This is a genomic window from Plantactinospora sp. B6F1 (assembly GCF_040120695.1).
Classification (GTDB): Bacteria; Actinomycetota; Actinomycetes; order Mycobacteriales; family Micromonosporaceae; genus Plantactinospora.
Genome location: NZ_JBEEAC010000004.1, coordinates 65,502 through 79,049 on the forward strand (window position 1 = coordinate 65,502; position 13,548 = coordinate 79,049).

The following is a 13,548-nucleotide window of genomic DNA, read 5'->3' on the forward strand; positions in this document are numbered from 1 at the left end:
GGTCGGTCGGTCAGGGGATGGCGGGCCACACACGCGCAGGGTCGCCACCGAGTGACCGAGTCTACCCCCGCTAGCATGGTTCGGTGACTCCCGCCAATCTCGCCGAGGCCGTTCTCGCCGCCGCCCATGCCGTCTTCGACCGGCGTGGGCTGGATCACTCGGTGCTGCCCGAGTCCGTGACGCTGGAGCGACCCCGGAATCCCGAGCACGGCGACTACGCATCCACCGTCGCGTTGCAGTTGAGCAAGCGGGTCGGGCTGCCGCCCCGGGAGCTGGCCGCCGCCCTCGCCGAGGAGCTGGTCCGGACCCCGGGAGTGAAGTCGGTCGACATCGCCGGGCCCGGCTTCCTCAATCTCCGGCTCGACCCGGCCGCCGCCGGACAGCTCGCCCGGGAGGTGGTCCAGGCCGGTCAGGCGTACGGGCGCAGCGACCGGCTCACCGGGCAGCGGGTCAATCTCGAGTTCGTCTCGGCCAACCCGACCGGCCCGATCCACCTCGGGCACACCCGGTGGGCGGCCGTCGGAGACTCGCTGCGCCGGATCCTCGCCGCCGCGGGCGCCGAGGTGACCAGCGAGCACTACGTCAACGACGCGGGCGCCCAGATCGACCGGTTCGGCCAGTCGCTGTACGCGGCGGCGACGGGCGGGCCGACCCCCGAGGAGGGCTACGCCGGCGAGTACGTCAACGAGATCGCCGAGCGGATCGTCGCCGAGCGCCCCGATCTGCTCGACCTGCCGGCCGAGCAGGCGGTGCCGGTCTTCCGGGACCGGGGCTACCAGCTCATGCTGGACGAGATGCGGGCCAGCCTGGAGCGGTTCGGCGTGCACTTCGACGTCTGGTTCTCCGAGCGCACGCTGCACGACAGCGGTGCCGTCGAGCACGCCCTGGGCCGGCTGCGCGAGCAGGGCCACGTCTACGACGCCGACGGCGCCATCTGGCTGCGCACCACCGACTTCGGGGATGACAAGGACCGGGTACTGATCCGGAGCAACGGCGAGCTGACCTACTTCGCCGCCGACTCGGCGTACTACATCAACAAGCGGGAGCGCGGCTTCGACAAGTGCGTCTACCTGCTCGGCGCCGACCACCACGGCTACGTCAACCGGCTCCGGGCGATCGCGGCCTGTGCCGGGGACGACCCCGACTTCAACATCGAGATCCTGATCGGCCAGCTGGTCAACCTGGTCCGCAACGGCGTGCCGGTCCGGCTCTCCAAGCGGGCCGGCAACATCATCACGCTGGACGAGGTCGTCGACGCGGTCGGCGTGGACGCGGCCCGCTACTCGCTGGCCCGGTCCTCCACCGACTCGCCGCTGACCCTCGACATCGAGGTGATCACCAAGCATTCGAACGACAACCCGGTGCACTACGTGCGGTACGCGCACGCCCGGATCGCGTCGATGCTGCGCCGCGCCGTCGGTCTCGGCATCAGCCGGGGCGAGGACTTCGACCCGGGCCTGCTCAGCCACGAGAAGGAGAACGACCTCCTCAAGTCGCTGGGCGAGTTCCCCGGGGTGGTGGCCACCGCGGCCGAACTGCGGGAACCGCACCGGATCGCCCGCTACCTTGAGGAGCTGGCCGGCTCGTACCACCGGTTCAACGACGCCTGCCAGGTGTTGCCGCTCGGCCGCCAGCCGGTGTCGGAGCAGCTCACCCAGGCCCGGCTCTGGCTGGTCGAGGCGACCCGGATCGTCCTGGCCAACGGGCTGGCGCTGCTCGGCGTCTCGGCGCCGGAACAGATGTGAGTCAGTCTCGGCTTCCGGCCCGACGGGCCGGCCGGTAACACGCGCGTAGCGGAGGGAAACGGAAATGCGCGCTCACGAAGCGGGGGCACTGCACGGCGACCTCGGGGTCCGGGGGCCGGCCTGGCTGCGTACCCCGGAGGACGTCAACGCGCTGGTGCCGCAACTGTGGCCGCGCAACGTCACGCGCGACGCCGACGGCGCCCTCGTGGTCGCCGGCCTCGGCGTCCGCGAACTGGCGGCGGAGTTCGGCAGCCCGGCCTACGTGCTCGACGAGGACGACCTGCGGTCCCGCTGCCGGGACTTCCGGGCCGCCTTCCCGGACCAGGACATCTATTACGCCGGCAAGGCTTTCATCTGTCGGGCCGTGGTGCGGGTGATCGCCGAGGAGGGCCTGTTCCTGGACATCTGCTCCGGCGGGGAGCTGGCGGTGGCACTGGCCGCCGGCATGCCGCCGGAGCGGATCGGGTTCCACGGCAACAACAAGTCCCCGGCCGAGCTGGCCCGGGCCGTCGACGCCGGGGTGGGCCGGATCGTCGTCGACTCGTTCCACGAGATCGACCGGCTGACCGCGCTGGCCCGGGACCGGGGCGTCCGCCCGGAGGTGCTGGTCCGGGTCACCGTCGGGGTCGAAGCGCACACCCACGAGTTCATCGCCACCTCTCACGAGGACCAGAAGTTCGGCTTCTCGCTGGCCGGTGGTGCGGCGGCGGCCGCCGCGTTCCGGATCCTCGACGACGACGTGCTCGAACTGCGCGGGCTGCACTCGCACATCGGCTCGCAGATCTTCGACACCAGCGGCTTCGAGGTGGCCGCCCGGCGGATCCTCGGCCTCCAGGCGCAGATCCGGGACGCGCGCGGGGTCGAGCTGCCGGAGCTGGACCTCGGCGGCGGGTTCGGCATCGCGTACACCACCCAGGACGACCCGTCGACGCCGCACGATCTGGCGAAGCGGATCAACAAGATCGTCGACGGGGAGTGCGAGGGGCTGCGGCTCGCGGTACCCCGGCTCTCGATCGAGCCCGGTCGGGCGATCATCGGTCCGGCCGTCCTCACCCTCTACGAGGTCGGCACGGTCAAGGACGTGGACGGGATCCGCACGTACGTCAGCGTCGACGGCGGGATGAGTGACAACATCCGTACCGCGCTGTACGGGGCCTCGTACTCGGCGACGGTCGCCTCCCGGCGGTCCACCGCCGAGCCGATTCTGGCCCGGGTGGTGGGAAAGCATTGCGAAGCCGGGGATGTGGTGGTGAAGGATGAATTCCTGCCCGCTGACGTGCAGCCAGGAGATCTTCTCGCCGTACCCGGAACGGGCGCGTACTGCCGGAGCATGGCCAGCAACTACAATCATGTTCCCCGGCCGCCCGTCGTGGCGGTCCGGGACGGTCGCGCGCGGCTGATCGTCCGGCGGGAGACCGAAGACGATCTGTTGGCACTGGATGTGGGTTGACGCGTCCAGCCGCATCCGACAGTTCCGGCCCACAGAGGAGTTCGACGCCATGCCGACAACCGGCGCCACGCCCGATCGCCCAGCCCTCCCGGTGGCGAAAGCCAGGGACATCGCGGGCGGTTCTTGATGACGAAGCCGGTCCGTCTGGCTCTGCTCGGTTGCGGCACCGTCGGCGCGGAGGTGGTGCGCCTCCTGCACGAACAGGCCGCAGATCTGACCGCGCGGGTCGGTGCGCCACTGGAGATCGCCGGGATCGCGGTTCGCCGGCTCGGCCGGGACCGGGGTGAGCTGCCGGTCGACCCGGCGCTGTTCAGCACCGACGCGCTCGGCCTGGTCAAGCGGGACGACATCGACCTGGTGATCGAGGTCGTCGGCGGGATCGAGCCGGCCCGGAGCTGGCTGACCGAGGCGCTGCGGGCCGGCAAGAGCGTGGTCACCGCCAACAAGGCGCTGCTGGCCGAGGACGGCGGGGTGCTGCACGACGCGGCCGCCGAGGGCGGGGCCGACCTCTACTACGAGGCGGCGGTGGCCGGGGCCATCCCGCTGCTCCGCTCGCTGCGCGAGTCGCTGCACGGTGACTCGATCACCCGGGTCACCGGCATCGTCAACGGCACCACCAACTTCATCCTCTCCGCGATGGACGCCACCGGCGCCGGTTTCACCGAGGCGCTGGACGAGGCGACCGAACTCGGCTACGCGGAGGCCGACCCGACCGCCGACGTGGAGGGCTTCGACGCGGCCGCCAAGGCGGCGATCCTGGCCTCGCTGGCCTTCCACACCCGGGTCACCGCCGCACACGTGTACCGGGAGGGCATCACCGAGGTCACCGCCGCCGACGTGGCCAGTGCCAAGGCGATGGGCTGCACCATCAAGCTGCTCTGCATCGCCTCCCGGGGCCCGGACTCGGCCGGCACCGACTCGGTCAGCGTCCGGGTGCACCCGGCGATGATCCCGGTCAGTCACCCGCTGGCCAGCGTCGGCGACGCCTTCAACGCGGTCTTCGTCGAGGCGGACGCCGCCGGTGAGCTGATGTTCTACGGGCGCGGCGCAGGGGGAGCACCGACCGCCAGCGCCGTACTCGGCGACATCGTCGCGGCGGCCCGCAACCACCTGGCCGGGGTACGCGCACCCAGCGAGTCGGCGTACGCGGCGCTGCCGATCCGGCCGATGGGGGAGGCGGTCACCCGCTACCACATCAGTCTCGACGTGGCCGACCGGCCGGGCGTACTGGCCGCGGTCGCCGGTGTCTTCGCCCGGCACGACGTGTCGATCGCCACCGTGCGGCAGGCTCCCGCCCCGGCCGGGTCGCCGGACGGCACGGCCGGACCGGTGGGCCGGGGCGGCGACGCGATCCTGGTGATCGTCACGCATGCCGCACCGGACGCCGCGCTCACCGCCACCGTCGAGGAGTTGCGCCGGCTCGACATCGTCCGGTCCATCGCCAGCGTGCTCCGCGTGGAGGGCGGCGATCGGTAGCCGGCGGCGACCGTCAGCCAGCTGCCACCCGCTACCGGTAGCCGTGGTGGCGGCCCGGTAGCTGGTGGCGACCGGTAATCGCGGTGGCGACCGGCAGTCACGGTGGCGACCGGCAGTCGGCGTACCGCCGGATCGGCCCTGTCCCGCCAGATGGTTAGCCGGTGGTGCGGGTGCGGCGGATCGGCCACCCTGGGTCACCGTGGAGGAGGTGCCCGCCGCCGACGGCCGGGGCGGGGCCGTGACGCGAGGAGAGCGACATGTGGCGGGGCTTGATCGAGGCGTACCGGGACCGGCTGCCGGTCAGCGAGGCCACGCCGGTGATCACCCTCAACGAGGGGAACACTCCGCTGCTGGCCGCTCCGGTGCTCTCCGCCCGGCTCGGCTGTGACGTCTATCTCAAGGTGGAGGGCGCCAACCCGACCGGATCGTTCAAGGACCGGGGCATGACGCTGGCGGTGTCCCGGGCGGTCGAGGCCGGCAACAAGGCGATCATCTGCGCCTCGACCGGCAACACCAGCGCCTCGGCGGCGGCGTACGCGGCCCGGGCCGGGCTCACCTGCGCCGTGCTGGTGCCGCAGGGCAAGATCGCGCTGGGCAAGCTGGCCCAGGCGTTGGTGCACGGCGCCCGGCTGCTCCAGATCAACGGCAACTTCGACGACTGCCTGTCACTCGCCGCCAAGCTGGCCATGGACTACCCGGTGGCCCTGGTCAACTCGGTCAACATCGACCGGCTGCACGGTCAGAAGACCGCCGCGTTCGAGATCGTCTCGGCGCTCGGTGACGCCCCCGACATCCACTGCCTGCCGGTCGGCAACGCCGGCAACATCTCCGCGTACTGGATGGGCTACCTGGAGGAGACCGAGGCCGGCAACGCGACCCGCAGGCCGAAGATGTACGGCTTCCAGGCCTCCGGCGCCGCCCCGATCGTCACCGGTGAGGTGGTCCGCGAACCCTCCACCATCGCCACCGCGATCCGGATCGGCAACCCGGCGAGCTGGACCAAGGCGATCGACGCCCGGGACGCCTCCGGCGGGCTGATCTCGGCGGTGACCGACCGGGAGATCCTGTCGGCGTACCGGCTGCTCGCCCGCGAGGTGGGGGTCTTCGTCGAGCTGGCCAGCGCGGCCAGCGTCGCCGGGCTGCTGCAACAGGCCGCCGAGGGGCGGGTGCCGGCCGGCTCGACCGTGGTCTGCACGGTCACCGGGCACGGGCTCAAGGACCCGGAGTGGGCGATCTCCACCGCCCCGTCGCCGATCACCATCCGCAACGACGTGCCCACCGCGGCCCGCGCCCTCGACCTGGCCTGACCGGCGCTCCCCGAGCGGCGTCTGCAGTCCGCCGTCCGATGCGGTGCCGACCAATCCGCCGCTGCGACGGTCGGATCGAGCCCTCTCGGGACCACCACCGGTGTTCCGCCGGTCCGGCCGGCACGGCGGTTTCGCCGGCCGGCCGGAACTCCGGACCCGTCAGGCGGTCGGATCGATGGTCCGGACCTTGGTGAGCCAGCCGACGCTCGACGGGCCACCGTAGCTGAGACCGTACGCGGTGCCGGTCAACGCGGTGACGACGCTCGTGGTCACCACGGTCCGGCCGTTCTCGTCGATCCGCGTGGAGCGGGTGGGCTCGGTGTTGGGAGTCCAGGTCGCCTGGATGGTGGTCTCGCCGACGTCGTACTCCTCGGTGCACGTCTCCTGCTCCTCGAGGATCCGACAGGTGCGACGGATTTCCTGGTAGGGCAGGCTGGCCGAGACGGTCGCACCGGTCAGCGAGAACGAGAAGCGGCGTACCGGTACGTCGTGCGAGTTCCGGAAGACGTGGTTGCAGACGTACGCGCCGTTCGCCTCCGCGCACTCGTAGTCGGTCCATTCGACGTCGATCGTGGTGCTGCCGTCGCCCCGCTTGGTCACGTCGACAGCCATCGACACCCGGCTCTCGGCGCTCTGGAACAGGGCGTGGGCGTGCTTGGTGATCGTGTCCGCCGAGGCGGGTGCCGGTGGGATCAGGGCCGATGCGCCCACGGCGGCGCCGATGACCAGCAGGGCGCGATGGATACGGGTCACGTTGCTCCTCAGCAGATGGTAGGGAAGGTCACCCTATGCGCCCGGCCCGACATTCTTGTCGGCCGTCGCCCGACTCCGACCGACCGGTGGGGCACGGCCCGCACGGCCGCCCGCTTCGGCTGATCCGCGCGCCCGTAGCGACCCCGACCGGGCCCCGCGTCCCGGTCGGAACGACGGGCTGAGATGGTGCTGAGCAGGGGTTGCGTCCGGGTCGGCCACGCCAGCAGGCTGCGCCGAACGCCCCGACACCGGGGCGCTGCTCCGGGTCAGGCAGACTTTCTCCTGCCGACGACCCCGGAACGGGCGCGATCGTACCTGTCGCGCCAACTCGATCACCAGGAGTGAGCCCGCTGATGTCGTTCCTCGCCAGACTCAGTCTCGCCAACCGAGGACTTGTCGCGCTCATCGCGATCGTGGTCACGGGGTTCGGCGTGTACGCCGTACCGTCGCTGAAGCAGCAGCTCCTGCCCTCGCTGGAGTTCCCGGCGGCCTTCATCGTCGCGCCGTTCCCGGGGGCCGGGCCGGAGGTGGTGGAGCAGCAGGTCGCCGAGCCCATCGAGAACAGCATCCAGGGGATCGCCGGGCTGACCAGGGTCACCTCGACATCTCAGGAGGGCAGCGCGCTCCTCCAGGTGGAGTACGAGTTCGGCACCGACCTGGACGACGCGGTCAACAAGATGCAGACCGCCCTGAACCGGCTCTCGCTCCCGGAGAACGTCGAGCCGCAGGTGATCGCCGGCAGCACCGACGACCTGCCGGCGGTGGTGCTGGCGGCGGCCGGCAACGGTGACGAGCGGGCCCTGGCGGACAAGCTCGCCGAGATCGTCGTACCGGAGCTGGAGTCGATCGACGGTGTCCGTACCGTCGAGGTGACCGGCGCCCGCGACGAGCAGGTGGTGATCACCCCCGACCCGGTCAAGCTCGCCGCGTCCGGCGTCGCGCCGACCGCGATCGGCGAGGCGCTGCGGGCCAACGGTGTGACCATCCCGGCCGGGGCGCTGACCGAGGCCGACCAGACCCGGACGGTCCAGGTCGGCGGCCAGATCGACTCGGTGGAGGAACTCGCCGGCATCTTCCTGCCCGGCCGGTCCGGCGGCCAGCCGGTCCGGCTCGGCGACGTCGCCACCGTGCAGCAGCAGCTCGCCGCGCCGACCTCGTTCACCCGGACCGACGGCACGGACAGCCTCGGGATCATGGTCACCGCCACCCCGGACGGCAACGCGGTGCGGATCTCGCATGACATCCGGGACCGGCTCGCCGAGCTCTCCGGCGCCTCCGGCGCCACCCTCACCGTCGTCTTCGACCAGGCGCCCTTCGTCGAGAAGTCGATCGAGAGCCTGACCACCGAGGGACTGCTCGGCCTGGTCATGGCGGTACTGGTGATCCTGGTCTTCCTGCTCTCGGTCCGGTCGACCCTGGTCACCGCGGTCTCCATCCCGCTGTCGGTGGTGGTGGCGCTGATCGCGCTCTGGATCGGCGACCACTCGCTCAACCTGCTCACCCTCGGCGCGTTGACCATCGCGGTCGGCCGGGTGGTCGACGACTCGATCGTGGTACTGGAGAACATAAAACGCCATCTCGGGTACGGCGAGAACAAGCGCACCGCGATCCTCGGCGGGGTACGCGAGGTGGCCGGCGCGGTCGTCGCGTCCACGCTCACCACGGTCGCCGTCTTCACCCCGATCGTCCTGGTCGGCGGCTTCGTCGGCCAGCTCTTCGCACCGTTCGCGATCACCGTCACGGTGGCACTGCTCGCCTCCCTGCTGGTGTCGCTGACCATCATCCCGGTGCTGGCCTACTGGTTCCTCCGGCCGGCGAACGGTGGCGGGACCGAGGAGGAGGTCCGGCGGGCGGCCGAGGAGAAGGAGCTACGCAACCCGCTGCAACGCGGGTACCTGCCGGTGATCCGGTTCGCGACCCGGCGGCGCTGGCTCACCGTCGGCCTCGGCCTGGTGGTGCTGCTCGGCACCTTCGGCCTGTCCACCCGCCTGGAGACCAACTTCCTGGACGACTCCGGGCAGGACACCCTGAGCATCAGCCAGGAGTTGCCGGTCGGCAGCAGCCTGGCCGCGACCGACACCGCCGCGAAGCAGGTGGAGCGGGTCATCTCCGGCACCGACGGGGTCGAGTCGTACCAGGTGACCGTGGGCGGGGGCGGCGGCAACCCGTTCGCCGGCGGAGGTGGCGCCAACGAGGCGAGCTTCTCGGTGGCGCTGACCGAGGAGGCCGACGCCGGCCAGGTCGAGGACGCGCTCCGGGCCGAGTTCGACAAGCTGACCGGGGTCGGTGAACTCAGCTTCGGCGGAGCCGGTGGGCCGGGCGGCGGCGCGGTCGACGAGGTTCAGGTGATCGTCCGCGCCGCCGACCAGGAGGTGCTGTCCCGGGCGAGCGAGCGGGCGCGGCAGGCGATGTCGGAGGTCGCGGACGTCACCGACGTACGCAGCAGCCTGGCCGACAGCGCCCCCCGGATCGACGTCACGGTGGACCGGGCCGCCGCGGCCCGGCTCGGGCTCTCCGAGGCGGCCGTCGGGCAACTCGTCGCGCAGCAGTTCCGGGGCAGCCCGCTCGGCCAGGTGTCACTGGACGGTCGGCAGCAGGACGTGGTGCTGCGTACCGGGCAGCCGCCCGCCGGGATCGAGGAGCTCCGGGCGCTGCCGGTGGGTCCGCCCGGCCCGGCCCGCGTGGTGACGCTCGACGACGTCGCGGACGTGACCGAGGTGCAGGGGCCGCTCGCGGTGACCCGGATCGACGGCGAGCGCAGCGTGACGGTCAGCGGTAAGGCGACCGGCTCCAACCTGGGCGCCACCACCACCGCGCTGCGGGAGGAGCTGGACGGGATCGAGGTGCCGGGGGCGACCTTCGAGATCGGCGGCGTCAGCGCCGAGCAGCAGAAGGCCTTCGCCGACCTGGGGCTGGCGGTACTCGCCGCGATCGCGATCGTCTTCGTGATCATGGTTGCCACCTTCGGCAGCCTGGTCCAGCCGCTGATCCTGCTCGTCTCCATCCCGTTCGCGGCGACCGGCGCGATCGGGCTGCTGCTGGCCACCGGCACGCCGCTGGGCGTACCGGCGCTGATCGGTGTGCTGATGCTGGTCGGCATCGTGGTGACCAACGCGATCGTGCTGATGGACCTGATCAACCAGTACCGGGCCAGGGGGATGGGCGTGGTCGAGGCGGTGGTCGAGGGCGGCCGGCGCCGGCTGCGACCGATCCTGATGACCGCGATCGCGACCATCTTCGCCCTGCTGCCGATGGCGCTCGGACTCACCGGCGAGGGCGGGTTCATCTCGCGACCGCTGGCGATCGTGGTGATCGGCGGCCTGATCAGCTCGACGCTGCTCACCCTGGTGCTGGTGCCGACCCTCTACACCATGGTGGAGAACACCAAGGAGCGGATCCGGCGCCGCCGGTCCGGCGCGGGGTCGGCCGGGCCCGACGACGCGGCCGGGTCCGGGGTACCGGCCGGTGAGCCGGTCCCGGCCGGTGCCGGTGCCCGCGCCGCCGGGCCGGCCGGCGGATCGCCCGGCCCGGTGCCGGCCGCGCCATCCGGTGCGCTGATCGACGGTACGGACCAGTTCGAGGTGCTCCGGCTGCCGAAGAGCCGGAGGTCCCCACTGCCGCCGGAGAGCTGACCGGTCCGCCGTCGTCCGCGGCTGCGCGGGACGGCCGGTAGGGTTCCGGTACGTGTCGTCTGCAGTTTCAGTCCTTACCCGGAACCGGGACTTCCGCCGCCTCTTCACCGCCGAACTGGTGGTCTTCGGTGCCGACTGGTTCGTGATGGTGCCGCTGCTGGTGCTGCTACCGGAGCTGACCGGCAGCGGGGTGTGGGGTGCGCTGGTACTCGCCGTCGACAACAGCATCCTCGCCCTGCTGCTGCCGTACGCCGGCACCGTCGCGGACCGGCTGGACCGCAAGCGAATCCTGATCGTGGCGAACCTCACCGCGCTGACCGCGATCGTGCTGCTGCTCGGGGTACGCGGTTCCGGCACCGCCTGGCTGGCGCTGGTGGCGGTCGGCGGGGTGGCGGTGGCCAAGGCGTTCTACTCGCCGGCCGCCTCGGCGGCACTGCCGAACGTCGTCGATCCGGAGGACCTGGCCGCGGCGAACGCGATCGCCGGCTCGGCGTGGGGCACGATGAGTATCGTCGGGGCGTCCCTCGGCGGTGTGCTGACCGCCGCCGTCGGCCCGTACACCTGCTTCTGGGTGGCCCTGGTCGGCCTGGCGGTGGCCGCGGGGCTGACCTGGCTGATCCGCCGCCCCATGCAGCAGCCGCGCGACCACGGCCTGGCTGTGCCTCGGCCGTGGGTGGCGCTCGGCGAGGCGACGCGCTACATCGGGCACCGGCCCCGGGTGCTGGCACTGGTCACCGTGAAGAGCGCGGTCGGACTCGGCAACGGCGTGCTGACGGTCTTTCCGCTGCTGGCCACCGTCTACGGGGTCGGCCCGATCGGCACCGGCCTGCTCTTCGCGGTACGCGGCGCCGGCGCGGTGGTGGGACCGCTGCTGATGCGCCGGGTGCTGAAGCACCGGTCCTGGCTCTTCACCGGACTCGCCCTGTCGATGTCGCTGTACGGGCTCGGCTACCTCGGCGTGTCGGTGACCCGGTGGTTCCCGCTGGTGCTGGTACTCGTCTTCGTCGCGCACCTGGCCGGCGGCAGCAACTGGGTGATGTCCAACTACGCCCTGCAGGCCGAGGTGCCGGACCGGTTGCGGGGCCGGGTCTTCGCCACCGACATGATGCTGGCGACCGTGGCCATCGCGCTCAGCCAGTTCGTGGTGGCCGGGGTGGTGGACCACGTCGACCAGCGGGTGGTGCTGGCCGGTTGCGGCCTGACCACCCTGGTCTACGCGCTCGGCTGGTGGGTCGCCACCCGACGCCTCGCCCCCTCCACCGACGAGAGTCCCTCCGCCGACGAGAGTCCCACCCCCACCCGGTCCACCCCCATCCCCGCCGATCCACCCCGCGCCGCCTCCTGAGCCCGCGCCGCCTCCCGGCGCCGTCCTGGTGGCGCCTCTTTCCGGGAAGGAGTGGTCGCTTCCGGGAAGGAGCGGCCGCGCATCCTTTGGGAGCGACGCGACGACGGTGAGTATTTGGGGCCTGCGGGGGTAGGTGGGGGTATCGACACGGTGACGGGCGTTCGGGTGAGCAACCGCCTCGCGCGGTGGCGCGGCGGTCGGCTGCTGCATCCGCGTGGGATCTCGTTCACCGGCGATGTCGAGCTCTCGGGTCCGCTCGCCGACGGTCTGGCCGGCGGCTCCGGGCGGTACCCGGGGACGGTACGGCTCTCCCGGGGCACCCCGACTCCGGAGGGCTGGCCGGACCTGCTGGGGCTCGCCGTCCGGCTGCACCTCGCCGGTGGCCCCTTCGATCTGCTCCTGTCCAGTACCGGTCGGCCGCCGCTGCTGCGGCACCTGCCCGTGCCGCGCCGCGACTTCGCCGGGCCGTACGGGAGTCTGCTGGCGTACCGGTTCGACGGGCGTCGGACGTACCTGTTGGCGTGTGCCGACGGTCCCCTCGGGAGTTCCCTCGACGAGGTGGCCGACCTCGCCGCCCGTGCCGGGGCCCGGCTGAACCTGCTGGCAGCCGGGGTACGCGGCCCGTGGCGGACCTTCGGCCACGTCGTCTTCGGCACCCGGCTGCCCGCGGAGACCGACGCCGCGCTCGCCTTCGACCCGGCCGGCCGGCACGGTTCGGAGCTGCGGCCCAGGGGACTGCTCCAGTGGCTGCGGGTCAACAGCTACGCCTCCTCCCAGCGGGCGCGGGGCGCCGCCGAGGACCAGACCCGGCTCTCCTGACCGCAGCTGAGCTCCCCTGGCCTCACCTGAACCCGCTTGGCCTCACCTGAACCTGCCTGACCTCTACCTGAGCCCGCCGGGCTCGACGCGGAGGCGTTGCCCGGATATCCTCATGATATCACATCGCTAGCAGGGAGATGTCATGGAACGAGCCGCCTTCCGGATCTCGGGGTTCATTCCCACCGCGATCATGCTGGTGCTGGCCGGCATCGGAATCGCGATCGTCATGCCGGCGTTCGGCGAACCGGGCCTGGATTCCCGGATCACCGTGGTCACCGTCGGCTACGCCCTGGTCGGTGCGGTGGTGGCGACCGGATACACCGTGGTCAACCCGAACGAGGCGCAGGTGGTGCAGTTCTTCGGCCGCTACGTGGGGACCATCCGGCAGGCCGGGCTCCAGTGGACCTGGCCGTTGACGGCGCGGCAGAAGGTCACGCTCCGGATACGTAATTTCGAGACCGCCCGGCTCAAGGTCTCCGACGCCGACGGCAATCCGGTGGAGATCGCCGCCGTCGTGGTGTGGCAGGTGGTCGACACCGCCAAGGCCGCCTTCGCGGTCGACGACCACGTCGAGTACGTCGCCGTGCAGTCCGAGGCGGCCGTCCGGCACCTGGCCACCAGCTACCCGTACGAGGCGCACGACTCGGGCCGGGCCAGCCTGCGGGACAGCGCGGTGGTCAGCGACGAGTTGACCTCCGAGCTGCGCGAACGCGTCGAACTGGCCGGCGTGGAGGTGCTGGAGTCCCGGACCACCCACCTGGCGTACGCCCCGGAGATCGCCCAGGCGATGCTCGCCCGGCAGCAGGCGAGTGCGATCGTGGGTGCCCGGTTCAAGATTGTCGAAGGTGCGGTCGGCATGGTCTCGAACGCCCTGGACCGGCTGCGCGAGGAGCACGTGGTCGAGTTGGACGAGGAACGGAAGGCGCAGATGGTGGCGAACCTGCTGGTCGTGCTCTGCGGTGACCGGGCCGCTCAGCCGGTGGTGAACACCGGCTCCCTCTACGGATAGTGTCGCGCCCTC

Annotated in this window: 9 protein-coding genes; 8 read left to right on the plus strand and 1 reads right to left on the minus strand. The window is 71.8% G+C overall.

Features of this window, described 5'->3' with window-relative positions; translation table 11 throughout:
* Positions 1-83 precede the first annotated feature (83 nt).
* The 4 genes from argS to thrC all read left to right on the plus strand — a co-directional run bounded on the left by argS (position 84) and on the right by thrC (position 5,978).
* On the plus strand, positions 84-1,745 hold the full coding sequence (gene argS, locus ABNF97_RS07750; RefSeq protein WP_130462174.1) for an arginine--tRNA ligase: 1,662 nt from the start codon (positions 84-86) through the stop codon (positions 1,743-1,745).
* 64 nt (positions 1,746-1,809) lie between these two features.
* Positions 1,810-3,195: a diaminopimelate decarboxylase gene (gene lysA / locus ABNF97_RS07755; protein WP_349338093.1), complete on the plus strand. Its 1,386-nt coding sequence runs from the start codon at positions 1,810-1,812 to the stop codon at positions 3,193-3,195.
* 126 nt (positions 3,196-3,321) lie between these two features.
* A complete protein-coding gene (locus ABNF97_RS07760) occupies positions 3,322-4,671 on the plus strand; it encodes a homoserine dehydrogenase (RefSeq protein ID WP_130462176.1) in 1,350 nt (449 codons plus the stop codon).
* 257 nt (positions 4,672-4,928) lie between these two features.
* Entirely contained in the window at positions 4,929-5,978 is a 1,050-nt protein-coding gene (gene thrC / locus ABNF97_RS07765; protein WP_130462177.1) for a threonine synthase, read from the plus strand.
* A gap of 159 nt (positions 5,979-6,137) precedes the next feature.
* Here thrC and ABNF97_RS07770 read toward each other — a convergent pair whose 3' ends face one another.
* Positions 6,138-6,731 (minus strand): hypothetical protein, encoded by a 594-nt coding sequence (locus ABNF97_RS07770; RefSeq protein ID WP_130462178.1) that lies wholly within the window; start codon positions 6,729-6,731, stop codon positions 6,138-6,140.
* Between the two features lie 353 nt (positions 6,732-7,084).
* Between ABNF97_RS07770 and ABNF97_RS07775 the strand changes: the two genes are divergently transcribed.
* From ABNF97_RS07775 to ABNF97_RS07790, 4 genes are all read left to right on the plus strand, one after another.
* Positions 7,085-10,363, plus strand: a complete 3,279-nt coding sequence (locus ABNF97_RS07775; RefSeq protein WP_349338094.1) for an efflux RND transporter permease subunit — start codon at positions 7,085-7,087, stop codon at positions 10,361-10,363.
* Positions 10,364-10,415: 52 nt separating this feature from the next.
* On the plus strand, positions 10,416-11,708 hold the full coding sequence (locus ABNF97_RS07780) for an MFS transporter (protein WP_349338095.1): 1,293 nt from the start codon (positions 10,416-10,418) through the stop codon (positions 11,706-11,708).
* A gap of 165 nt (positions 11,709-11,873) precedes the next feature.
* Positions 11,874-12,527, plus strand: a complete 654-nt coding sequence (locus ABNF97_RS07785) for a phosphodiesterase (protein ID WP_130462181.1) — start codon at positions 11,874-11,876, stop codon at positions 12,525-12,527.
* Positions 12,528-12,669: 142 nt separating this feature from the next.
* Complete coding sequence (locus tag ABNF97_RS07790; RefSeq protein ID WP_349338096.1) at positions 12,670-13,536, plus strand: SPFH domain-containing protein; 867 nt, start codon at positions 12,670-12,672, stop codon at positions 13,534-13,536.
* Positions 13,537-13,548 lie beyond the last annotated feature (12 nt).

What these genes read in the sequence shown, in the direction of transcription:
- lysA (WP_349338093.1), top strand. Translation starts at nt 1,810, where the DNA reads ATGCGCGCTCACGAAGCGGGGGCACTGCACGGCGACCTCGGGGTCCGG.
- ABNF97_RS07760 (WP_130462176.1), top strand. Translation starts at nt 3,322, where the DNA reads ATGACGAAGCCGGTCCGTCTGGCTCTGCTCGGTTGCGGCACCGTCGGC.
- thrC (WP_130462177.1), top strand. Translation starts at nt 4,929, where the DNA reads ATGTGGCGGGGCTTGATCGAGGCGTACCGGGACCGGCTGCCGGTCAGC.
- ABNF97_RS07775 (WP_349338094.1), top strand. Translation starts at nt 7,085, where the DNA reads ATGTCGTTCCTCGCCAGACTCAGTCTCGCCAACCGAGGACTTGTCGCG.
- ABNF97_RS07790 (WP_349338096.1), top strand. Translation starts at nt 12,670, where the DNA reads ATGGAACGAGCCGCCTTCCGGATCTCGGGGTTCATTCCCACCGCGATC.